The 22812-nt window shown below is 70.4% G+C and carries 20 protein-coding genes and 1 tRNA gene; 14 read left to right on the top strand and 7 right to left on the bottom strand.

What is annotated here, in order from left to right; translation table 11 throughout:
- Positions 1–145: 145 nt before the first annotated feature.
- Positions 146–2890: a pyruvate dehydrogenase (acetyl-transferring), homodimeric type gene (aceE, locus tag FHS34_RS03295; RefSeq protein WP_184960747.1), complete on the bottom strand. Its 2745-nt coding sequence runs from the start codon at positions 2888–2890 to the stop codon at positions 146–148.
- 407 nt (positions 2891–3297) lie between these two features.
- Between aceE and FHS34_RS03300 the strand changes: the two genes are divergently transcribed.
- The 6 genes from FHS34_RS03300 to FHS34_RS03325 all read left to right on the top strand — a co-directional run bounded on the left by FHS34_RS03300 (position 3298) and on the right by FHS34_RS03325 (position 7750).
- Positions 3298–3735 carry a DUF3052 domain-containing protein gene (locus FHS34_RS03300; protein WP_184960750.1) on the top strand — a complete coding sequence of 146 codons (438 nt, stop codon included), beginning with the start codon at positions 3298–3300 and terminating at the stop codon, positions 3733–3735.
- Between the two features lie 128 nt (positions 3736–3863).
- Complete coding sequence (locus tag FHS34_RS03305; protein WP_184960752.1) at positions 3864–4322, top strand: peroxiredoxin; 459 nt, start codon at positions 3864–3866, stop codon at positions 4320–4322.
- Between the two features lie 138 nt (positions 4323–4460).
- Positions 4461–5036 (top strand): TerD family protein, encoded by a 576-nt coding sequence (locus FHS34_RS03310; protein WP_184960754.1) that lies wholly within the window; start codon positions 4461–4463, stop codon positions 5034–5036.
- A 93-nt stretch (positions 5037–5129) separates the two neighbouring features.
- Positions 5130–5708 (top strand): TerD family protein, encoded by a 579-nt coding sequence (locus tag FHS34_RS03315; protein ID WP_184960756.1) that lies wholly within the window; start codon positions 5130–5132, stop codon positions 5706–5708.
- A 76-nt stretch (positions 5709–5784) separates the two neighbouring features.
- A complete protein-coding gene (locus tag FHS34_RS03320; RefSeq protein ID WP_184960758.1) occupies positions 5785–6924 on the top strand; it encodes a DUF475 domain-containing protein in 1140 nt (379 codons plus the stop codon).
- Positions 6925–7012: 88 nt separating this feature from the next.
- On the top strand, positions 7013–7750 hold the full coding sequence (locus tag FHS34_RS03325; protein ID WP_184960760.1) for a TerD family protein: 738 nt from the start codon (positions 7013–7015) through the stop codon (positions 7748–7750).
- Positions 7751–7785: 35 nt separating this feature from the next.
- Here the strand turns inward: FHS34_RS03325 and FHS34_RS03330 are convergent, their stop codons facing one another.
- Positions 7786–8616, bottom strand: a complete 831-nt coding sequence (locus FHS34_RS03330; protein WP_184960762.1) for a TerD family protein — start codon at positions 8614–8616, stop codon at positions 7786–7788.
- 174 nt (positions 8617–8790) lie between these two features.
- On the opposite strand from FHS34_RS03330, the gene FHS34_RS03335 reads away from it, so the two are divergent.
- Genes FHS34_RS03335 through FHS34_RS03345 form a run of 3 tightly spaced genes read left to right on the top strand, consistent with a single transcriptional unit; the run spans position 8791 to position 13295 of the window.
- Complete coding sequence (locus tag FHS34_RS03335) at positions 8791–9957, top strand: HpcH/HpaI aldolase/citrate lyase family protein (RefSeq protein WP_184960764.1); 1167 nt, start codon at positions 8791–8793, stop codon at positions 9955–9957.
- Between the two features lie 27 nt (positions 9958–9984).
- Positions 9985–12465: a phosphoribosyltransferase gene (locus tag FHS34_RS03340; protein WP_184960766.1), complete on the top strand. Its 2481-nt coding sequence runs from the start codon at positions 9985–9987 to the stop codon at positions 12463–12465.
- Positions 12465–13295: an HAD family hydrolase gene (locus FHS34_RS03345; protein WP_184960768.1), complete on the top strand. Its 831-nt coding sequence runs from the start codon at positions 12465–12467 to the stop codon at positions 13293–13295. The genes FHS34_RS03340 and FHS34_RS03345 overlap by 1 nt, the downstream gene beginning before the upstream one ends.
- Before the next feature lie 181 nt (positions 13296–13476).
- Here FHS34_RS03345 and FHS34_RS03350 read toward each other — a convergent pair whose 3' ends face one another.
- Complete coding sequence (locus tag FHS34_RS03350; protein ID WP_184960771.1) at positions 13477–13695, bottom strand: FmdB family zinc ribbon protein; 219 nt, start codon at positions 13693–13695, stop codon at positions 13477–13479.
- A gap of 210 nt (positions 13696–13905) precedes the next feature.
- Here FHS34_RS03350 and FHS34_RS03355 point away from each other — a divergent pair, with 210 nt between their 5' ends.
- From FHS34_RS03355 to FHS34_RS03365, 3 genes are all read left to right on the top strand, one after another.
- The gene (locus FHS34_RS03355) at positions 13906–16122 is read left to right on the top strand and encodes a transglycosylase domain-containing protein (protein ID WP_184961327.1); all 2217 of its coding nucleotides are present in this window, start codon (positions 13906–13908) and stop codon (positions 16120–16122) included.
- Between the two features lie 42 nt (positions 16123–16164).
- On the top strand, positions 16165–17460 hold the full coding sequence (locus FHS34_RS03360; protein WP_184960773.1) for a polysaccharide deacetylase family protein: 1296 nt from the start codon (positions 16165–16167) through the stop codon (positions 17458–17460).
- Positions 17461–17647: 187 nt separating this feature from the next.
- On the top strand, positions 17648–18748 hold the full coding sequence (locus FHS34_RS03365) for an amidase domain-containing protein (protein WP_225817421.1): 1101 nt from the start codon (positions 17648–17650) through the stop codon (positions 18746–18748).
- On the opposite strand, the gene FHS34_RS03370 is transcribed toward FHS34_RS03365, so the two are convergent.
- Together FHS34_RS03370 and FHS34_RS03375 are read right to left on the bottom strand one after the other, a co-directional pair.
- Positions 18736–19326: a DUF4383 domain-containing protein gene (locus FHS34_RS03370; protein WP_184960781.1), complete on the bottom strand. Its 591-nt coding sequence runs from the start codon at positions 19324–19326 to the stop codon at positions 18736–18738. The two genes, FHS34_RS03365 and FHS34_RS03370, sit on opposite strands and share 13 nt — an antisense overlap.
- Before the next feature lie 81 nt (positions 19327–19407).
- Positions 19408–20802 carry a coiled-coil domain-containing protein gene (locus FHS34_RS03375; protein ID WP_184960784.1) on the bottom strand — a complete coding sequence of 465 codons (1395 nt, stop codon included), beginning with the start codon at positions 20800–20802 and terminating at the stop codon, positions 19408–19410.
- A 187-nt stretch (positions 20803–20989) separates the two neighbouring features.
- On the opposite strand from FHS34_RS03375, the gene FHS34_RS03380 reads away from it, so the two are divergent.
- Positions 20990–21061, top strand: a tRNA-Val gene (locus tag FHS34_RS03380).
- 48 nt (positions 21062–21109) lie between these two features.
- Here FHS34_RS03380 and FHS34_RS03385 read toward each other — a convergent pair.
- Together FHS34_RS03385 and FHS34_RS03390 are read right to left on the bottom strand one after the other, a co-directional pair.
- Positions 21110–21451, bottom strand: coding sequence for a DUF8825 domain-containing protein (locus tag FHS34_RS03385; RefSeq protein ID WP_184960786.1), 342 nt, complete (start codon positions 21449–21451; stop codon positions 21110–21112).
- Positions 21452–21546: 95 nt separating this feature from the next.
- Positions 21547–22437, bottom strand: coding sequence for a ketopantoate reductase family protein (locus tag FHS34_RS03390; RefSeq protein ID WP_184960788.1), 891 nt, complete (start codon positions 22435–22437; stop codon positions 21547–21549).
- Between the two features lie 93 nt (positions 22438–22530).
- Here FHS34_RS03390 and FHS34_RS03395 point away from each other — a divergent pair, with 93 nt between their 5' ends.
- Entirely contained in the window at positions 22531–22761 is a 231-nt protein-coding gene (locus tag FHS34_RS03395) for a DUF2277 domain-containing protein (protein WP_184960790.1), read from the top strand.
- Positions 22762–22812 lie beyond the last annotated feature (51 nt).

A 22812-nucleotide genomic window follows, 5' to 3' on the forward strand; every position in this document is an offset into this window, starting at 1 on the left:
CCCCGAAGGGGCGCGGGGAACGGCGCGATCGGCCCCCACCGGCCCGCGGATGCTCACGGCCACCGCCGGCCCGGTTTCTCAAGGCCCCGGTTGCAAAAGGGCCCCGCACTGATCCCGCCCCGTCGGCCAGAGCCGAGCGCAGCGGCTACGCGTCGCCGACCGCCGCCCCCGGGTCCGCCGCCGTGACGTCCAGCAGCTGGTACCGGTCGATGGCCTGCTTCAGCACGGACCGGTCGACCTTGCCCTCCCTCGCCAGCTCCGTCAGCACCGCGACCACGATCGACTCGGCGTCGATGTGGAAGAACCGGCGCGCGGCCCCCCGCGTGTCGGCGAAGCCGAAGCCGTCGGCGCCGAGGGACTGGTACGTACCCGGCACCCACCGCGCGATCTGGTCCGGAACCGATCGCATCCAGTCGGACACGGCCACGAACGGACCCTCGGCCCCGCTGAGCTTGCGCGTCACGAACGGCACCCGCTGCTCCTCCTCCGGATGCAGCAGGTTGTGCTCCTCGCACTCCACGGCCTCACGGCGCAGCTCGTTCCAGGAGGTCGCGGACCACACGTCCGCCCTGACGTTCCACTCGGCCAGGAGCCGCTGCGCCTCCAGCGCCCACGGCACCGCCACGCCCGACGCCATGATCTGCGCCGGGATCGAGCCGTCCGTTCCCTCGGCGATCCGGTGGACACCCTTGACGATGCCCTCGACGTCCACGTTGGCCGGCTCGGCCGGGTGCCGGATGGGCTCGTTGTAGACGGTGAGGTAGTAGAAGACGTCCTCGCCGTGCGGGTGCTCGGGCGAGCCGCCGTACATCCGGCGCAGGCCGTCCTGGACGATGTGCGCGATCTCGTAGGCGTACGCCGGGTCGTACGCGACGCACGCCGGGTTGGTGGACGCCAGCAGCTGCGAGTGCCCGTCCGCGTGCTGCAACCCCTCACCGGTCAGAGTCGTACGCCCGGCGGTCGCGCCCAGGACGAAACCGCGCGCCAGCTGGTCGGCCATCTGCCAGAACTGGTCGCCGGTGCGCTGGAAACCGAACATCGAGTAGAAGACGTACACCGGGATCAGCGGCTCGCCGTGCGTGGCGTAGGCCGAGCCCGCCGCGATCAGCGAGGCCGTGCAGCCCGCCTCGGAGATGCCGTCGTGCAGCATCTGGCCGGTCGGCGACTCCTTGTAGGCCAGCAGCAGCTCCCGGTCCACCGACTCGTACTGCTGCCCGAGCGGGTTGTAGATCTTCGCACTCGGGAAGAAGGAGTCCATGCCGAACGTGCGGTACTCGTCCGGCGCGATCAGCACGAACCGCTTGCCGATCTCCTTGTCCCGCATGAGGTCCTTGAGGAGGCGGACGAAGGCCATGGTCGTCGCGATGGACTGCTGGCCCGTCCCCTTCTTCACGGTCGCGTACGCCTTGTCGTCCGGCAGGGCGAGCGGCTCGGAGCGTACGACACGCGTCGGGACGTAACCGCCGAGCCCCTTGCGGCGGTCGTGCATGTACTGGATCTCCTCGCTGTCCCGGCCCGGGTGGTAGTACGGCGGCGCGCCGGACTCCAGTTCCTTGTCGGAGATCGGCAGGTGCAGGCGGTCCCGGAAGCGCTTGAGGTCGTCGACCGTCAGCTTCTTCATCTGGTGCGTGGCGTTGCGGCCCTCGAAGTTCGGGCCCAGTGTCCAGCCCTTGATCGTCTTGGCCAGGATGACCGTCGGCTGGCCCTTGTGCTCCTTGGCCGCCTTGAACGCCGCGTAGATCTTGCGGTGGTCGTGACCGCCGCGGCCCAGGTGCAGGATCTGGTCGTCGGTCATGTTCTCGACCATCGCGCGCAGCCGGTGGTCGTCGCCGAAGAAGTGGCGGCGGATGTAGTCGCCGGACTCGGTGGCGTAGGTCTGGAACTGGCCGTCCGGGGTCGTGTTCATCTTGTTGACCAGCACGCCGTCACGGTCCTGGGCGAGCAGCGGGTCCCAGGTGCGGTCCCAGACCAGCTTGATCACGTTCCAGCCGGCGCCCCGGAAGACCGACTCCAGCTCCTGGATGATCTTCCCGTTGCCGCGCACCGGGCCGTCCAGGCGCTGCAGGTTGCAGTTGACCACGAAGGTCAGGTTGTCCAGGCCCTCGCGCGCCGCGATGGTCAGCTGGCCGAGCGACTCCGGCTCGTCCATCTCGCCGTCGCCGAGGAACGCCCACACATGCGACTTGGAGGTGTCGGCGATGCCGCGCGCCTGCATGTAGCGGTTCATCCGGGCCTGGTAGATCGCGCCCAGCGGGCCGAGGCCCATCGAGACGGTCGGGAACTCCCAGAAGTCCGGCATGGAGCGCGGGTGCGGGTAGCTGGACAGCGCGTTCGGGTACTTCGACTTCTCCTGGCGGAAGCCGTCGAGCTGGTCCGCGCTGAGCCGGTCGAGCAGGTAGGCGCGCGCGTAGATGCCGGGGGAGGCGTGGCCCTGGAAGAAGACCTGGTCGCCGCCGTCGCCCTCGTCCTTGCCGCGGAAGAAGTGGTTGAAGCCCACGTCGTACAGGGAGGCGGAGGAGGCGAAGGTGGCGATGTGGCCGCCGACGCCGATGCCCGGGCGCTGGGCGCGCGAGACCATCACGGCCGCGTTCCAGCGGGTCGCGTTCAGGATCCTGCGCTCGGTCTCCTCGTTGCCGGGGAAGAACGGCTCACTCTTGGTGGGGATCGTGTTGACGTAGTCCGTGCTGCGCATCTCGGGCACGGCCACGCGCCTCTCGCGGGCCCGCTCGATCAGGCGCAGCATGAGATAGCGGGCCCGCTCCCGGCCGCGCTCGTCGACGGCGGCGTCGAGGGAGTCGAGCCACTCCTGGGTCTCTTCCGGATCGAAGTCAGGAACCTGACTCGGAAGGCCGCCAATGATGATCGGATTGCGATCGGATCCGGAAGCCACGCTGTTCCTTACCTGTCAGAGGGCCAGTTTTTTTGCACCTGCCTACACCGTTCCCCATCGTGTACCTCGGGAAGGCGTACGTCATCTCCATGGTCGTCGCCGCCGGTGCTCCACCGGTCAAAACGCAACGATACGCCCGGGGTGTGACGTGCATGGCAAAGTTGTTCGAGCGACGTAACACTGGATGATTCCGAACCACGCAAACCGGGCACATCGGTGTGATGTGGGCTCCGGAAAAGCGCGATACGGTGCCAGGAGTTGCGGCGACCCGGCCGGGATCGTCACCGTTTCGACGGTCCCGACGGCCGGGTACTTGCGCGATCCGCCCCGTCCGTGTGGACTACGGCCAATGCTTCGCGCACGCGCGTGGCTGAGATATTCACCAAGACATGATCAGGAGGCAACCCGTGAGCGCGACCGCGGACCACGCGGAGGAGCGGACGAACCCTGCCGCCAGGCTGGGGTTCCAGCCCGGGCAGGTGGTCCAGGAGATCGGCTACGACGACGACGTCGACCAGGAGCTCCGCGAGGCCATCGAGGAAGCCGTCGAAGGCGACCTCATGGACGAGGACTACGACGACGTGGCCGACGCCGTTGTGCTCTGGTTCCGTGACGACGACGGCGACCTGACGGATGCGCTGGTGGATGCCACCACGTACATCGAAGAGGGCGGCGCGATCCTGCTCCTGACGCCGAAGACCGGCCGTTCGGGGTACGTGGAACCGAGCGACATCCAGGACGCCGTCACGACGGCCGGCCTGACGGCTTCGAAGAGCGTCAGCGTGGGCAAGGACTGGAGTGGCAGCCGACTGGCCACGCCGAAGGCGGCCAAGTCCAAGAAGTGACCGTTGCGTCACCACCGGACGGGCCGAACCCCCGGCCCGTCCGGAAGCCCCGGTGATCGCTGCGTAGGGTGGACCCGAGCGTTGTGCTGTGCGCTCACCCGAACAGCCCACCGAAGGGATGCACGACGATGGCGATCCAGGTCGGCGACAAAGCGCCCGACTTCGAGCTCAAGGACAACCACGGCCGGACCGTGAGGCTCTCGGACTTCCGCGGCGAGAAGAACGTGGTCCTGCTCTTCTACCCGTTCGCCTTCACCGGCGTGTGCACGGGCGAGCTGTGCGAGCTGCGCGACAACCTGCCGAAGTTCGCCGACCGCGACACCCAGCTGCTCGCCGTCTCCAACGACTCCATCCACACCCTGCGCGTCTTCGCCGAGCAGGAGGGCCTGGAGTACCCGCTGCTCAGCGACTTCTGGCCGCACGGCAACGTCTCGCGCGCGTACGGCGTCTTCGACGAGGACAAGGGCTGCGCCGTCCGGGGCACCTTCATCATCGACAAGGAGGGCGTCGTGCGGTGGACCGTGGTCAACGGCCTGCCGGACGCCCGTGACCTCGGTGACTATGTGAAGGCGCTCGACACCCTGTGAGCCGGCCGGGGCCGACACCTGAGATTCATCGGCTCCAGGGTCTGCGGAGGGCGGGAACCCGTCACTAGGATCGGCACGTTGATCCCATATCCGAAGCACGACGGGGCTTCCCGCCCCGGAACACCACATGGAGGACCCGTGGGAGTCAGCCTCAGCAAGGGCGGCAACGTATCGCTGACGAAGGAGGCCCCGGGCCTCACCGCCGTCATCGTCGGTCTGGGGTGGGACGTGCGCACCACGACCGGCACGGACTTCGACCTCGACGCCAGCGCGCTGCTGCTGAACACCGAGGGCAAGGTCGGCAGCGACCAGAACTTCGTCTTCTTCAACAACCTCAAGAGCCCCGACGGCTCGGTCGAGCACACCGGTGACAACCTCACCGGTGAGGGCGAGGGCGACGACGAGCAGATCAAGGTCAACCTGGCCGGTGTCCCGGCCGACGTGGAGAAGATCGTGTTCCCGGTGTCGATCTATGACGCCGAGAACCGCCAGCAGTCCTTCGGCCAGGTCCGCAACGCCTTCATCCGCGTCGTGAACCAGGCCGGTGGCCAGGAGATCGCCCGCTACGACCTGAGCGAGGACGCCTCCACCGAGACCGCCATGGTCTTCGGCGAGCTGTACCGGCACGGCGCGGAGTGGAAGTTCCGCGCCATCGGCCAGGGCTACGCGTCCGGGCTGCGCGGCATCGCGCAGGACTTCGGCGTCAACGTCTGACACCGAACCGCCCTCGAGTCCGGCGCCGCACCGTTTAGGGGCGGCGCCGGACGCGCAGGAACCAGAAAAGCATCACCAGGGGAGGACCAGGACATGGGCGTCACGCTCGCCAAGGGAGGCAACGTCTCCCTCTCCAAGGCCGCACCGAATCTCACCAACGTCATGATCGGACTCGGCTGGGACGCCCGCTCCACCACCGGCGCCTCCTTCGACCTGGACGCCAGCGCGCTGCTGTGCGGCGCCGGCAACCGGGTGATGGGCGACGAGTGGTTCGTGTTCTACAACCAGCTCAAGAGCCCCGACGGCTCGGTCGAGCACACCGGTGACAACCTCACCGGTGAGGGTGAGGGCGACGACGAGTCGATCCTGGTGGACCTCGCCAAGGTCCCGCCGCAGTGCGAGAAGATCATCTTCCCCGTCTCGATCCACATGGCGGACGAACGCGGCCAGACCTTCGGCCAGGTCTCCAACGCCTTCATCCGTGTCGTCAATCAGGCCGACGGCCAGGAACTGGCCCGCTACGACCTCAGCGAGGACGCCTCCACCGAAACCGCGATGATCTTCGGAGAGCTGTACCGGTACCAGGGCGAATGGAAGTTCCGTGCGGTGGGCCAGGGGTACGCGTCGGGTCTGCGCGGCATCGCTCTAGACTTCGGAGTCAACGTTTCGTAAAGCCGAGTACGGCGCGGGGGAGACCCTCCCCCAGACTTCGTCTGGGAGGTACCCCCAAAACACGATGGGGTAGCCAGTGCTTCTCAAAACCTTCGGCTGGTCGTTCGCGGTCACCGCGCTCGGTCTGGTCGCGGCGGCGTTCTACGGGGGGTGGACCGCCTTCGGGATCGTGGCGATCCTGGCCATCCTGGAGATCTCGCTGTCCTTCGACAACGCGGTGGTCAACGCCGGAATCCTGAAGAAGATGAATGCCTTCTGGCAGAAGATCTTCCTCACGGTCGGCGTCCTCATCGCCGTCTTCGGCATGCGGCTGGTGTTCCCCGTCGTCATCGTCGCGATCAGCGCCAAGATGGGCCCGATCGAGGCCGTCGACCTCGCGGTCAACAACAAGGACCGCTACCAGGAACTGGTCACCGACGCCCACCCGGCGATCGCCGCGTTCGGTGGCATGTTCCTGCTGATGATCTTCCTCGACTTCATCTTCGAGGACCGGGACATCCAGTGGCTGCGCTGGATCGAGCGGCCCCTGGCCAAGCTCGGCAAGGTCGACATGCTGTCGGTCTGCATCGCCCTCATCGTCCTGCTCATCACCTCCTTCACCTTCGCCACCCACGCCCACCAGCACGGCGGCGCCCACGTGGACAAGGCCCAGACGGTCCTCATCGCCGGCATCGCCGGCCTGATCACCTACATGATCGTCGGCGGCCTCTCCGGCTACTTCGAGGACAAGCTGGAGGAAGAGGAGGAGCGCGAGCACGAGGAGGAGGAAGAGGCCGCCCGCAGCGGCAGGCAGAAGCCGGCGATAGTGCTGGCCGGCCAGGCCGCGTTCTTCATGTTCCTCTACCTGGAGGTCCTGGACGCGTCCTTCTCCTTCGACGGCGTGATCGGCGCCTTCGCCATCACCAACGACATCGTCCTGATGGCCCTCGGCCTCGGCATCGGCGCGATGTACGTCCGGTCGCTGACCGTCTACCTGGTCCGCCAGGGCACCCTCGACGACTACGTCTACCTGGAGCACGGCGCCCACTACGCCATCGGCGCCCTCGCCGTGATCCTCATGGTCACCATCCAGTACGAGATCCACGAGGTCATCACCGGTCTCGTCGGTGTCGTCCTGATCGCCTGGTCCTTCTTCTCCTCGGTCCGCCGCAACCGCGCGCTGGCCGCGGAGGGCAAGGGCACCGGCGAGAAGGCAGAGGTCTCCTCCGGGGTGTGACACCCCAGCCGGTGAGGAACGCTTCGAACGGGGCGGCCGACGTGGTCGGCCGCCCCTTCGCTGTCACAACAGCTATCTGGGGGCGGGAATGGGTTTCTTCGACGGGCTGCTGGGCGGGCGCGCCGCCGACTTCGACTCGGGCAACGCGTCGACCAACGCCATCGAGCTGACCAGGCGGCACCAGGCGGTGTCCCTCACCAAGCAGGACGCGGCCACCGGCCACCTGCGCGTCAACCTCACCTGGCGGATGCGGACCTCCGACTTCGACGGAGCCCAGCGCACCAGCCTGCTGCGCCACCCCTTCAAGGCCCTCAAGCCACCGGAGGTCCTCGGCCACGGCCAGAGCATGGTCAACGTCGACCTCGACCTCGGCTGCCTGTACGAGCTGACCGACGGCACGAAGGGGGTCGTACAGCCGCTCGGCGGCTACCTGGGGGACGTCAACGCACCGCCGTACATAAAACTCAGCGGCGACGACCGGTTCGGCTCGGCGTCCGGCGAGACGATGTACGTCAACCTCGACCACCGGGAGGCCATCAAGCGGCTGCTGGTCTTCGTCTACATCTACGACCAGACCCCCGCCTTCGACCGCACCCACGCCATCGTCACCCTCTACCCGAGCAACGGTCCCCGCATCGAGATAGGCCTGGACGAGCGCCACCCGCAGGCCCGCTCCTGCGCCGTGGTCATGATCGAGAACATCAAGGGCGAACTGATCGTCCGCCGCGAGGTGAAGTTCGTCTACGGCTTCCAGGGCGAACTGGACCGCCTGTACGGCTGGGGCCTGCAGTGGGGGAGGGGCTACAAGGCCAAGGCGGACAGGTGAACGCCCCGCACGAGAGGCCGTAGCGCCCGTGCGCGCTACCGCCCGATGAACTGCGGCCCCTGCGGGGGCAGCCGGAAGTTCGGGTCGGCCCCCACCGGCACCGGCAGCGGCACCGGCTGGGACGGGGGGTAGCCGTACGCCGGCTGCGGATAGCCGTACGCCGGCTGCGATGACGGCGCCTGCGGGTAGCCGTACGCGGGCTGCGCCGACGCCGCCTGCGGATAGCCGTACGCGGGCTGCTGCGCCGGCAGCGCGGACGTCGGCTGCTCCGGAGGCAGCGGCTGCGACGCCGGCTCGCCCGGAGCCCGGTCCTCCGCCGCCTCCGACTCGTCCACCGAGATACCGAAGTCCGTGGCGAGGCCCTTCAGCCCGTTCGAATAGCCCTCGCCCAGCGCCCGGAACTTCCATCCCTCCCCGCGCCGGTACAGCTCACCGCAGATCAGCGCCGTCTCCGCGCCCGTCTCCGGCTTGATCTCGAACCGGGCCAGCGGCTCCCCGTCGGCGACCGCGGCGTCGTACAGCTGGATGCACAGCGCGGGCACCTGGTCGAACGCGACCCCGTCCGCGGAGGCGACCAGCAGAATCCGGCCGACGCCCGGCTCGACGCCGGAAAGATCCGCCTGGACCGTGTCGGTCAGCCCCTCGGCGACCCGCTTCTTGCCGAGCCGCCACACCTTCCCGGAAGGGTGCCGGGGCTGGTTGTAGAAGACGAAGTCCTCGTCGGAGCGCACACGGCCGCCGGGACCCAGCAGCAGCGCCGACACGTCCACGTCCGGGACCTCCTGCCCGGGTGTCCAGCGCAGCACGGCGCGCACCGTGGTGGCCTCCAGCGGGACGTTCGACCCCTTCAGCATCGCGTGCGTCATGCGGTCATCCTGCCTTCTCGGTCCTGGTCACGACAATGCGGGGGTGCGCCGCCGACACGGGCGAGTCACCGGAAATTCACGCCCGTCGGGAACCCACGACACGCATCCCTACGTACTATTACCGGCCACCCTTTACCGAACCTAGAGGCTCGGCTCGCATCCTGAGGGAGTCCTATGCGTCATTTCGGGCACATCGCCCCCGAGGTACGGCAGCGCCTCTTCCACCGGGAGCCGTGCGCGTTCACCGCCGACTCCCCGGCCCGGCTGCTCGCCGCGGCCCTGGGCGCCACGCTGTACAGCCCGGCCACCCGTCCCCGGCTCGCCGACGACATCGTCAAGCAGGCCGGCAACGGCGTGGTCTCGATGGTCCTGTGCCTGGAGGACTCCATCGACGACGCGGACGTCGCGGCGGGCGAGGAGAACCTCGTCCGCCAGTTCACCGGCCTCGCCGCCCGGCCCGGCACGGACCTGCCCCTGCTGTTCGTCCGGGTGCGCGCCCCCGAACAGATCCCGGACCTGGTCCGCCGCCTCGGCCCGGCCGCTCGCCTGCTCTCCGGGTTCGTGCTGCCCAAGTTCACCGAGAAGCGTGGCACCCCCTTCCTGGAGGCCCTGACCGCGGCCGAGAACGACAGCGGCCGGCGGCTCTTCGCCATGCCGGTCCTGGAGTCGCCCGAGCTGCTCTACCGCGAGTCGCGCGTGGAGACCCTGGAGGGCATATCCCGGGCGGTCGACAAGTACCGCGACCGGGTGCTGGCCCTCCGCCTCGGCGTCACCGACTTCTGCTCCTCCTACGGCCTGCGCCGCGCCCCGGACATGACCGCCTACGACATCCAGATCGTCGCCTCCGTGATCGCCGACGTCGTGAACATGCTCGCCCGCGCCGACGGCACCGGCTTCACGGTCACCGGCCCGGTCTGGGAGTACTTCCGCGCATCCGAACGCATGTTCAAGCCGCAGCTCCGGCAGAGCCCCTTCCTGGAGGTGCAGGCCGTCGAGCTGCGCGAGAGGCTCATCGAGCACGCCATGGACGGACTGCTCCGGGAGATCTCCCTCGACCAGGCCAACGGCCTGCTCGGCAAGACCTGCATCCACCCCTCCCACGTGCTGCCCGTGCACGCGCTCTCCGTGGTCAGCCACGAGGAGTTCAGCGACGCGCAGGACATCGTGCGGCCGGAACGCGGCGGCGGGGGTGTACTCCGGTCGGCCTACACGAACAAGATGAACGAGGTGAAGCCGCACCGCGCCTGGGCCGAGCGGACCCTGCTGCGCGCCGAGGTGTTCGGCGTCGCCAAGGAGGACGTCGGCTTCGTGGAACTGCTCGCCGCCGGAATACCCGGCTGAACCCTTCTCCACCTCACCAAGGAACGCATGAAGAACGCAGTGAACGACGGGGTCTGGTCCGGCAGCTGGGTCGCCGAGCGGCTCGGGGTCGAACTCGTGGGCGACGACGGGCTGCCGGCCCTGCTGGGGCTCGCCCTGCGCCGCAACCCCAAGCGCGCCCACCTGCTGGTCTCGAACGTCCTCGGCAAGCACGTCCCCCAGTCGCCGTCCGTGGTCTACGACCATGGGTTCCGGCTGGGCCGCGAGGTCGCCGCGCTGCTCGGCGCGGAGGAGGGCACCGCCGTGGTCCTCGGGTACGCCGAGACCGCGACGGGACTGGGCCACTGCGTGGCCGACGGGCTGGGCGGGGCGCCGTACCTGCACTCCACGCGGCGGCCGGTGGCCGGGGTCGCCCCGGCGGGCGGCTTCGAGGAGTCCCACTCGCACGCCACGTCCCATCTGCTGCTGCCGGAGGACCCCGCCCTGCTGGCCGGGGACGGGCCGCTGGTACTGGTCGACGACGAGTTCTCCACCGGCAACACCGTGCTGAACACCATTCGTGACCTGCACGAGCGGCACCCGCGGCGGCGGTACGTGGTGGTCGCGCTGGTCGACATGCGTTCCCCCGAGGACTGCGCCCGGCTGGACCGGTTCGCCGCGGAGACCGGGGCACGGGTGGACCTGGTCGCCGCCGCGTCCGGGACGGTGCGCCTGCCGGCGGACGTGCTGGAGAAGGGCCAGGAGCTGGTGGCCCGGTGCGAGTCCGCCGGACACGGGCCCGACGGGCCGGCCCGCGCCCACCCGGCTCAGCCGCACGACACCCCGCCCCGCCCCCCGCACGGAGCGCGCCGCCTCGACCTGCACTGGCCGGCGGGCCTCCCCGACGGCGGCCGGCACGGCTTCACCCCCGCCCACCGCGCCCGCCTGGAAGCGGCCCTGCCCGCCATGGCCGGCCGGATACGGGACGCCCTGCCCGACGGTGCCCGGCGCGTGCTCGTCCTCGGCTTCGAGGAACTGATGTACGCCCCGCTGCGCCTCGCCCGCGAGCTGGAGCGGCTGACACCGGCCGAGGTCCGCTTCTCCACCACCACCCGCTCGCCCGTCCTGGCGGTCGACGACCCCGGCTACGCGATCCGCACCCGCCTGGTCTTCCCCGCCCACGACGACCCGGCCGACGGACCCGGCGAGCGCTACGCCTACAACGTCGCCGGCGGCGGCTTCGACACCGTCGTCGCCGTGGTCGACTCCGCCGCCGACACCCCCGCCCTGCACGCGCCCGACGGGCTGCTGGCCCGGCTCGCCGCGCACACCCCGCACGTCCTGCTCGCGGTGGTGCCGTCGTACGTCCCGCACGCTCCCGAAAGGCCGGCCATGCTGCCCGAGCCCCTCCGCGGCCCCGCATTCTCCTCGTACGCACCGGAGGAGGTCGGCTGGCTGCTCCAGGACCTCTCCGCCGTCACCCTGGAGGCGCCGACCGAGGAGCGGGAGGAGGCCATCCAGAGCGGCGGCGCGCACTACGCCGAGTCGCTGCCGGTGGAGTACCAGCCCAGCGAGCAGTACCAGGAGCTGTTCCACGCGGCCCTGGACGCCTCGGCCGCCCGGATCGCCCGGGCCGTCGGCGTCGTCACCGAGACCGTCATCGCCGAGCGGTCGCCGCGCCCGGTGCTGGTCTCCCTCGCCCGCGCGGGCACCCCGGTCGGCATCCTCATGCGCCGCTGGGCCGGGTTCCGGCACGGGCTGGACCTCCCGCACTACGCCGTGTCGATCGTGCGCGGCCGGGGCATCGACGCCAACGCGCTGCGCTGGCTCGCCGCCCACCACGACCCCCGCGACGTCGTCTTCGTCGACGGCTGGACCGGCAAGGGTGCGATCTCCCGGGAACTCGCGCAGGCGGTGGAGGAGTTCGAGGCGAAGGAGGGAGTCTCCGGGTTCGACCCGGAGATCGCCGTCCTCGCCGACCCCGGCTCCTGCGTGCGCACCTACGGCACCCGCGAGGACTTCCTCATCCCCTCCGCCTGCCTCAACTCGACCGTTTCCGGCCTGATATCGCGCACGGTGCTGCGCGCGGACCTGGTCGGCCCGCACGACTTCCACGGCGCCAAGTTCTACCGCGAACTCGCCGACGCCGATGTCTCCGTGGCCTTCCTGGACGCCGTCTCCGCCCGCTTCCCCGAGGTCGCCGACACCGTCGAGGAGGCGGTGAAGGAGCTGCTGGCCGCCGACCGCACCCCGACCTGGGCGGGCTGGCGGGCGGTCGAGCGGATCAGCGAGGAGTACGGCATCCACGACGTGAACCTGGTCAAGCCCGGCGTCGGCGAGACCACCCGGGTGCTGCTGCGCCGGGTGCCGTGGAAGATCCTCGCCCGGGCGGGGGCGGGTGCCGACCTGGACCATGTGCGACTGCTCGCCCAGCAGCGGGGGGTGCCGGTCGAGGAGGTCGGCGAACTGCCCTACACCTGCGTCGGGCTGATCCACCCCCGGTACACGAAGGGCGCCACGGGCGCCGACGGCAAGGCGGTGAACCTCTGATGCCGGTGCTGGTGGCGAGCGATCTCGACCGTACGCTCATCTACTCCTCGGCGGCCCTCGCGCTGACCATGCCGGACGCGCGGGCGCCCCGCCTGCTGTGCGTGGAGGTGCACGAGGCCAGGCCGCTCTCCTACATGACGGAGACCTCGGCCCAGCTGCTGACCGACCTCGGCGACGCGGCCGTCTTCGTACCGACCACGACCCGGACGCGCAAGCAGTACCAGCGCATCAACCTGCCGGGGCCGCCCCCGAAGTACGCGATCTGCGCCAACGGCGGGCATCTGCTGGTCGACGGGGTGACGGACGCCGGCTGGCACGCGGGCGTGCAGGCACGGCTCGCCGACGAGTGCGCGCCACTGGAGGAGGTGAGCGAGTATCTGCTGCGATCGGCCGACCCGGTGTGGGTGCGCAAGCACCGGGTCGCCGAGGACCTGTTCGCCTACCTCGTGGTCGAGCGCGAGCTGCTGCCCGGGGACTGGGTGAAGGAGCTCGCGGTGTGGGCGGAGAACCGGGGCTGGACGGTGTCCCTGCAGGGCCGCAAGCTCTACGCCGTGCCGAAGCCGCTCACCAAGAGCGCGGCCGTCCGGGAGGTGGCCCGCCGCACCGGCGCGGAGCTGACCCTGGCCGCCGGGGACTCGCTGCTCGACGCCGATCTGCTGCTGGCCGCCGACCGTGGCTGGCGCCCCGGTCACGGCGAGCTGGCCGACACCGGCTGGAGCGCGCCGGAGATCAGCGCGCTGCCGGAGCGGGGCGTGCTGGCGGGGGAGCGGATCCTCAGGGAGTTCCTGAGGGCGACACGGGGGTCCACGGCAGTGGGCCAACACCCGTAGGCCTCCGGGCGGAGGTTGTGCCAACGGGTGTGGGCCAACAGGTGTGGGCCAACAGATGTAGGCCAGCGAGTGCTGGCCCACCGCTGCTGGCCCACGGCTGTTGACCGGCAGGCGTTGGCCCACGGCTGTTGACCGGCCGCGGCGTAGGCCAACACGCGTTGGTCAACGTTTGTAGGCCATCTCAGCCGCAGCACCCTCCGCCACAGCAGCCGCCGCCCCCGCCGGCCCGCGGGGCCGGTGCCGGGGCGGCCGACACGCCGCCCACGGCCACCGTCGACAGAAGTTTCACCGTGTCGTCGTGGCCCGCGGGGCAGTCGGCGGGGGCGGCGGACTCCGCCATCGGACGGTTGAGTTCGAACGTGTCGCCGCAGGTCCGGCAACGGTACTCGTAGCGAGGCATGCGCCCAGGTTAGCCGTCAAGGGCCGGCCGGGGGCATCTCAATGTTTCATGAGTGTTGCTTTCTATCCGGCATATGTGCAGGGCATTCGAAAACGTTACTGATAATTTGTGAACGCCGTTGCGAGGATGCTCAGCTCACCCGCGCGAGCAAGACCTAGTGCGGAGGGAGACGCAGGCGTGACCGATGCGTCGCAGGGGGAGGACGGCCCCATGGGGGGTGGCCGTGGCGAGAAGCCATTGGACGCCGACGAGACGCTGCATCTGAGAGTCGACGCTCTCAGGGCGGACGAGACGATGCAGTTGCGCGTGCCCGCGCCACCGGAGCCACCCGCTCCGGGCGGCGGCCGGGCGGAGCGCCGGCGCAGCACGCGCGCCGCCGGGCGGGCGGACGCCCGGGCCGCCGGCGCGGTCGCGGGCACCCTCGCCCGCCTGCTGGGCCCGCTGGCCCCGTACGCGCGCCGCCTGGAGCCCTGCACGCGCCGGATAGCCCCCTACGCGCGCCGCCTGAAGCCGGTCTATCCGCGTCCCGGCCGGGCCGGCTGGCGCCGCTGGATACCCTCCTGGCGCCAGTGGATCGGCGCCGTCCTGACCTCGTTCGGTCTGCTCGGCGCGTTCCTCGTCACCGCGTACGCGATGACGGACATACCGAGCAACCTGAACTCGTACGCGACCCAGCAGGACAACGTCTACTTCTGGTCCGACGGCACGCCCATGGCCCGTACCGGCTGGGTGCAGCGGCAGGCGATGCCGCTGAAGGACATACCCGAGGACGTCCGCTGGGCGGTGCTCGCCGCGGAGAACGAGAGCTTCTACTCGGACCCGGGCATATCCGCCAAGGGCATCACCCGGGCGGTGTTCCGCACCCTGGGGCAGGGGGACACCGAGGGCGGATCCACTATTACTCAGCAGTATGTGAAGAACGTTTATCTCACCCAGAACCAGACGATCAGCCGCAAATTCACCGAGGCGATGATCGCCCTCAAGCTCGACAACAAGATGAGCAAGGACGAGATCCTCGAGGGCTATCTGAACACCAGCTGGTTCGGCCGCGGCAGCTACGGCATCCAGCGCGCCGCGCAGGCCTACTACGGCAAGGACGTCGGCAAGCTCAACGCCTCCGAGGCGGCCATGCTCGCCTCGCTGCTCAAGGGCGCCGGCCTCTACGACCCCACCCTCGGCAAGGCCAACCACGCGCGGGCGGCGGAGCGCTGGTCCTGGATCCTCGACCGCATGGTCAAGATCGGCAAGCTGTCCCCGCAGGAGCGGGCGAAGTACACGAAGTTCCCCGAACCGCTGAAGAGCAACCCGCTGTACAACACCGGTGAGCAGAGCGACTACCTCGTGGAGCTGGCGTCGCAGTACGCCAAGAAGGCCGGCCACCTGACGGACAAGCAGTTCGACCTGGGCGGCTACCAGATCTACACGACCTTCGACCGCAAGCGGGAGCGCACGCTCACCGACGCCGTCACCAAGGCCCGCAAAGAGGCCGGGCAGCGCGATCCGGCGGTGGCGAAGAACGGGCACTACGGCGCCGCCTCGGTGGCCCCCGACGGCCGGATCCTGGCCGTCTACGGCGGCCCGGACCACCGTAAGCAGGGCTACAACGAGTCCAACGCGACCACGGTCCCGGCCGGTACCGCGTTCCTGCCGTTCGTCTACGCAGCCGGACTCGAACACGGTGTGCACAAGACCCGCGGCGGACCCGCCACCCCGGTCACCCCCGACAGCGTCTACGACGGCGACGACGCCGTGCCCGTCACCACGCCCGAGGGGCCGTACTGGGACCGCAGCGGCAAGAAGGTCGCCGCGCACAACGACGGCGGGAAGTCGTACGGGGACATCACGCTGCGCGAGGCGCTCGCGAAGTCGGTCAACACGCCGTTCATGCAGCTCGGCATGGACGCCGGCCTGGACAAGGTGCGCCAGACCGCCGAGGCGTCCGGACTGCTGTCCTCCAGCATGGGCCCCCAGGTGCCCGCCCTGTCGCTGGGCAACTCCACGCCCAGCGCCATCCGGATGGCCAGCGGATACGCGACCTTCGCCGCCGACGGCAACCACACCGAGCCGTACTCGGTGGGCCGGATCACCCGCAACGGTTCCCCGGTCGCCCTGGCCACCCCGCATCCCAGACGCGCGGTGGGCGCCACGGTGGCCGAGCAGGTCACGGAGGCGCTCGGCGACTCCTTCCGCACGGCCCACCCCGACGCGGCGGCCGGCCGGTCCGGGGTGTCCGGGAAGGCCGGCGGCAACGACAAGGACACCGCCTCCTGGTACGTCGGGACGGCCGACTCCGTGTCCACCGCGATCGTCGTCTACCGGATCGACCTGGCCAAGTCCCTGGAGCCGCTGCCGCTCAAGGGCCTGGCCGGTACGTCCGCGAGCAGCGTCCCGTATGCCCTCTGGTCGGCCGCGACGGGTCTCGGCTGAGCCGTGACCCGTCCACCCTCCCCTTCCGAGAATGAGCCGCGCATGCCCAGCAAGATGTCGTCGTCAGGCCGCCGTCGAGCCCCCCGCAGCCGCAGTGCGCCCCGTGCCACCCGGCCGCAGGTGCTGACACTGGCCGCCCTCCTCGTCGTGGCCTCGCTGGTGGCCGGGTTCCTCGCGCTGTCCGGCACGGACGACAGCGGCACGCCGGCCGGGTCCGCGGACAAGAAGCAGGCGTCCGCGCCGAAGGCCAGCCCGACCCCGGAGTGGGACGGCAAGACCAAGATCCTCGGTGACGGTTCCACCTCCTACACCGGCCCGCAGAAGGGGCAGTTGGTCCCGAAGCCGCTCAAACCCGGTGAGAAGCCCCCGCAGTTCGTGGTCTTCTCCTGGGACGGCGCGCTGGAGGGCAGCGACCACCTGTTCTCGCACTACCGGGAGCTGGCCAAGGAGTACGACGCCCACATGACCTTCTTCCTCACCGGCATCTACCTGCTGCCGAAGAGCAAGAAGGCCCTGTACCACGGACCCATGCACTCGCCCGGCGACGCCGCGATCGACTACGCCACCGACGACCACATCCGCACCACGGTGGAGGAGCTGAGCAAGGCGTACGAGGACGGCAACGAGATCGGCACCCACTTCAACGGCCACTTCTGCGGCGCCAAGGGCGGCGGCGACTGGAGCGTGGCGGAGTGGAAGAGCGAGATCGACCAGTTCTTCTCCTTCGTGGAGCACTGGAAGACCAACACCGGCTTCAAGGACGTCCCCGCGCTGCCCTTCGACTTCAAGAAGGAGGTCACCGGCGGCCGGGCGCCCTGCCTGGAGGGCCAGCCCAACCTGCTGAAGGCCATCAAGAGCTACGGCTGGCGCTACGACGCCAGTTCGCCGGGCGACTTCCAGATATGGCCGTCGAAGAAGAACGGCGTCTGGGACTTCCCGCTGCAGATGCTGCCGTACGAGAGCGGCAAGTTCCAGGGCCTGTCCATGGACTTCAACTTCCTGTACAACCAGTCCGACGGCGAGACCCAGGGCGACGCCGCCAAATTCCCGGAGTGGGAACAGCAGACCGTGGACTCGTACATGGCCGGCTTCAACCGTGTCTACTACGGCAGCCGTGCGCCGCTGTTCGTCGGCAACCACTTCGAGGACTGGAACGGCGGCATCTACATGAAGTCCATCGACCAGGTGGTCAAGAACGTGTGCACCAAGGAGGGCGTGAAGTGCGTGTCCTTCAAGGAGCTGGCCGACTGGCTCGACGTGCAGAAGCCGGCCACCCTGGCCGCCCTGCGCACCCTCGACCCGGCCCAGTCGCCGGACTGGTCGGCGGTCGTCAAGTAACAAGTCAGCACGGCGGGTTCCACTTGTGCAACCCCCTTCACAACCGCCACTCCGGTCGTGCGAAGATGCCCCTCTCCCGGTGTGTGTACCGGCGTAGAGGGGAACATCATTGAAATCCAGAAGACTGAGCCGTAAGCGGAGCCGTACCGCCATAATCACCGCCGCGGCCGCCTCCGTGGTCGCCGGTGTGGCCCTGGTGCCCAACTGGAGCGCGGGCGCGGCGGTGACCGACGACCCGACGGTGGACGCGGCCACCAAGGCGACCTTCCAGCGGCTGGCCGACGCGGTCTTCACCGACCGCACGCAGGCCCTGGTGAAGGGCGCCGACCAGACGGACACCCGGCACACCTCCGGCTTCTCCGGATCCGTGCGCCTGTCCGGCGGGCAGACCCAGGAGCAGAAGTCCGCGCTGGACGAGCTGCGCAGCCGCCGGGGACGGCTCGCCCGGCTGGGTGAGGCGTACCGCGCGGGCAGCACCACGGTCACGCTCGACGCGACCCAGGTGAAGGGCCGCCACGCCAAGGTCGCCGTCACGGAGACCACGTCGCTGACCTACGACAAGGCGAACGCCAAGAGCCCGAAGTCGACCGGCTTCACGGCCCACCACGAGCTGACCTTCACGGCGGACCGGCACGGCGACTGGCAGCTCACCGGCATCCAGGACACCGACCAGGGCTACCTCGCGGTGAACCAGGTCGCCAAGCCCGAGGTCGCCAAGGTGCGGACCACCGCCGACGACGGCCCGCCGAGCGCGCCCCGTGCGGCCACCACCTGGCCCGCACCGGCCAACCGGAAGAACCTCACGGGGACCGGGTACGACTACAAGGCCATGGTGTCGTACGCGGCGAAGTACTGGAACAATTACAACCCGGACTACCCCGACTTCAACGGCGCGGGGGCCGGCGGCGACTGCACCAACTTCGTCAGCCAGGCCCTGAAGGCCGGCGGCTGGAAGCACGTGCCGGGGTACACGAACGACTTCCACAAGTGGTTCGGCAACTCCGAGATCCAGTCGGACTCCTTCATCGGCGTCAACGAGTTCTCGTGGTTCGCCCTGTCCTCGAAGCGCGTCACCAGCCTCGCCAACGTCTACCAGCTGGACATCGGCGACGTGCTGCAGATGGACTTCAACCGGGACGGGTCCAAGGACCACTCGATGATCGTCACGTACCGTGACAGCCGGGGCGTGCCGTACGTCAGCTACCACTCGACCAACACGTCCAACAGGTCGGTGGCCAGCCTCGTCGCCTCGTACCCGACCGCGGCGTTCTACGCCTACCGGACCTGATCCGGCGGCGGGCCCTGCCGCTCCCGCCCTTCCCGCAGCTCGTGCCGCGTCCGCTGCTCATGCGGGGAGGGCTCCGGATGGCGGGCCCGCCAGTAGGGGTTGTCGTGCGGCAGCGACGAGCCGACCCGGCCGTACATGCCGAAGGTCATCAGCAGCAGGCCCACGACGAAACTGAAGAACACGTTCTGGATCTTGAACGCCAGGAAGTTGCTCTCGGTGTCCAGCAGGCCGAGGAACAGGAAGCCGTTCAGCAGGAACAGCACGCCGAGCACCATGTTCAGGGTCGAGGCGAAGTTCCCGCCGATCGCCATGCCGACCAGGAGCAGCCCGCCGATGCAGATCGACAGCACGCTGAGCGCGCCGTTGGAGTTCAGCCCGGCGACGGTGTTGCCGCCGGTGTCGAAGAGGCCGATGTGGTTGATCAGGCCCAGGATGCCGAAGGCGACCAGGAAGGCGCCGATCAGACCCGCGCCGATGCGGTAGACCGTGTTGAGCCGGTGGTCGACGGGCAGGTGGTCGTCCAGCCGGGCGCGCCGGCGTTCCCCGGCATTCCTCGTGTGCACCGTGTGTGTGGCCATGTCCGCCTCCTCGGGCGCTAGCGGAGGCCGCTCGTCCAATTCAATATCCGCCTGCCCCGGCCCACCGGCAACACGCACGGTTCAGTGCCCGGAGCCGCGCTCCTCGCGGATCTGGGCCACCACCCGCGCCACCGACTGCCGCACCCCTTCCGTCTCGCTCAGGAAGTGCCAGTAGTCCGGGTGCCGCCCCTCCAGCGTGCCGACCGCCCGCTCCAGCCGGGCCACCGCGTCGTCCAGCGGCCGGGCGTGCCGCGGATCGGGGGTCGTGCGGCCCGTCATGGCCAGGCGCTGCGCGTCCCGGATCGCGAACCGGGTCCGCTCGATCTCCGCCTGTGGGTCCTTCTGTACCGCGTTCAGCCTGGCCAGCCGGTCCCCGGCGGCCGACACGGCATCATCGGTGGCGTTCAGCAGCGCCCGTGCGGTCGACAGCAGCGAGGTGGCGTCCGGCCACCGCTGGGCGTCCCGGGCCGCCTGCGCCTCCCGGAGCCGCGCCTCGGCCTGCCGCACGTTCTCCGCGGCCTGTCCGGGCACCTGCTGCAGGTCCTGCCAGCAGGCGGCGGCGAACCGGCGCCGCAGCTCGCTCAGCGCCGGCTCCACCTGCCCGGCCCGGGTGGTCAGCGCCTGCGCCCTGGTCCGCAGGGACACCAGCCGGTGATCGATCTCGGCCGCCCGCTCCGGCAGCCGCTCGGCCTCGGCCCGGATCGCCCCGGCCTCCCGCTGCACCCGCTCGGCCCGCTCCAGCGTCGCCTGCACCCCGTGCTGCCCGGCGCCCTGGTTCAGCCTGGTCAGCTCCGGGGACAGGGCCGCCAGCCGCGCGGCCGCCTCGTCCGCCCGCAGGTTCTTCGCCCGCACGGCGTCCAGGGCGTTGCTCGCGGCCAGCAGCGACTGCCGGGCCCGTTCCACCGCGGGGGCCAGCCGGGCCAGCTGGGTCTCCGCCTTGCCGAGCAGCGGCCCGAGCGAGCCGCCGAACCGGTCCAGCTCCTGCCGGACCCGGAGCAGTTCGTCCTTGGCCGCGGTCAGTTCGGCGCGGGCGCGGGTGGCCGCGTGGGCCTCCAGGTCGACCCGGTCCAGGTCATGGGCGTCCACGGCCTGGATGTACTGCCGGCTGACCTCGTCGATCCGCTGCCCGAGCGCCTCGAAGTCGGAGACGGCGCGCCGGGCGGCGGGGGAGTCGTCCACCGCCGAGATGGTCTCGACGGAGATCCGCAGATCCCGCTGGGCGGTGTCGAGTTCGTAGAACGCCGTCGCCGCGGCGTCCTTGGCGGCCTGTGCCTCGGCCCGCTGGCTCTCGGCCCGGCCGCCGAACCAGCGCCGGGTGCCACCGCCGGCGAACGCGGCGGCCAGCACCGGTGCGGCCAGCAACGGCAGGCCCAGCAGGGCGAGGGTGTCGCCCAGGGGGGAGCGGACGCGCCGCGCCCGGCGCGATGACGGCGGAGGGTTCGGCGGTGTCGCTGGCGTGCCCCGTGTCGCCGTCACATCCCTCTCCCGTGCCGTGGTTCGCTGGGTGGTGACATTCTCCCACCCGTGGAAGACGAACACACGGGCCGGTCAGTTCGCCGTGCGCGGCGTGACTTTCCCGTCCGGGCGTGCGCCGTCTCCCGGTGCTCCGGGAAAGAGGGTTTGCGGTGCGGGCCACCGGGCAATGTAGGCTGTCGACCTGCCCGGGTGCGTAGCTCAGGGGTAGAGCGCCTGCCTTACAAGCAGGATGTCGGCGGTTCGAAACCGTCCGCGCCCACAGGTCCGGCCCCTCGGAAGTCTCCGAGGGGCCGGTTCGTTTCTCCCTCTACTCCTCCTCGGCCTCCGCCTCGTGGGCGTGCTTCAGCCGGCTGCGGGCCGCCACACGGTCCCCCGCGGCCACCTCGGCCCAGAAGCGGTGCGTACTGACGAAGACCGCCAGCTCGTGCTCGCGCCGCCGCAACTTCTCCACCTCGGCCTGCTCGTCCTCCGTCCAGCCGGGGGAGGCGGGCCGCTCCACCTTGCGCCAGCCGGTGGTGTCACTGAAGCCGTCCATCGGCTCGACCGACCAGGGCAACCGCTTGAGCAGGGCCGACAGCTCGGCCCGGACCTGATGCAGCTCCTCCTGGCCGGCGAGGAGGTCACTGGGGAATTCAGGGGTCGTAGCCACACGGCAATGCTACGCCTGTTCGATTTTGAGGCGCGAGGCCGTTCGCGGGGTCAGGGGCCAGGTTCAGCCGAACGGGTGGTGCCGGGTCGGTGGCCTCAGTCCCGCAGCTCCCGCACCAGCCGTGCCGTCACCGGTACCGGGACGCCGTGCCGCTCGGCCGCGCGGAGCAACGCGCCCCCGATGGCGTCGAGTTCGAGCGGGCGGCCCGCCTCGGCGTCGCGCTGCATGGACGACTTGGCGGCCGGCGGGAAGGCGTCGTACCGGGAGAGGGCCAGGGCCGGGTCGGCGGGGGCGCCGCAGGCGCGGCTGACCGCGGCGGTCTCGGCGACCAGCGCCTCCAGCTCGGCGCGGTGCCGGGTGCGGGCCTCGCCGAGCGGGACGCCGTACCTGGTGGTGAGCAGGGCGAACGGCGCGAGGAACGCCATCTTGGCCCACAGGGCCGCCGTCTCGTCCCCGGCCACGCGGGCGGTCACGCCACAGGCCGTGAGGTGGGCGGCCAGCGCGTCGAGGCGGGCCCGGGGCACGGTGTCCCCGGCCAGATCGATCTCGGTGAACGGGCTGCCGTGTTCGATCACGCCGGGGGCGGTCCGGGTGGACTCCACGCGGATCACGGCCGGCGCGACCCGGTCCGGGCGGTAGCCGGCGCGCAGGGCGGCGGGGTGTTCGACGCCGTTCAGGAGCGGTACGACCAGGGCGTCGCCGAGAGCGGCGGGCGGGACCCGGGTGAGGGCGGCGTCGAGCGCGGTGTGCTTGACGGTGAGCAGGCAGGCGTCCACCGGCTCGCGCAGTTCGGTGTCCGCCTCGACGGGGGCGGTGAAGTCGCCGAACTGCCGGCTGCGGACCGAGATGCCGGTGCGGCGCAGGGTGCCGGCCGTGGCCTCCCCGGCCAGGCAGATCACGCGGTGGCCGGAGCGCGAGAGCAGGGCGGCGAGCAGGCCGCCGGTACCGCCGGGGCCGAGGACGGCCACGGTGAGCGGGTGCGTCATGAAGTTGTTCCCTTCGACGGTCGGCCCCGGGAGTCGGTGGCCGCCTTCGCGGTGATCTTCGCAGGGCGCGGTGGCAAGCGCCAGACTGGGGGCATGTGCCGGAGCATCAAGACGCTGCGACCGCCCGTGCTGCCCGACGAGGCCACGGACGACGAGATCCGCGCGGCCGCGTTGCAGTACGTGCGGAAGGTCTCGGGTTTCCGGGCCCCCGCCGCCCACAACCGCGAGGTCTTCGACGAGGCGGTGGAGGCCGTGGCCCGCGCCACGGCGGAGCTGCTCGCCGGGCTGGAGGTGCGGGGCCGCTCGGCGCGGGGCGCCGGATAGCCGGAGCGCCGTCCGCAACGGCGCCGCCGAATGTGATCACTCTCATGGCGG

The sequence above is a fragment of the Streptomyces echinatus genome (assembly GCF_014203595.1).
GTDB lineage: Bacteria > Actinomycetota > Actinomycetes > Streptomycetales > Streptomycetaceae > Streptomyces > Streptomyces echinatus.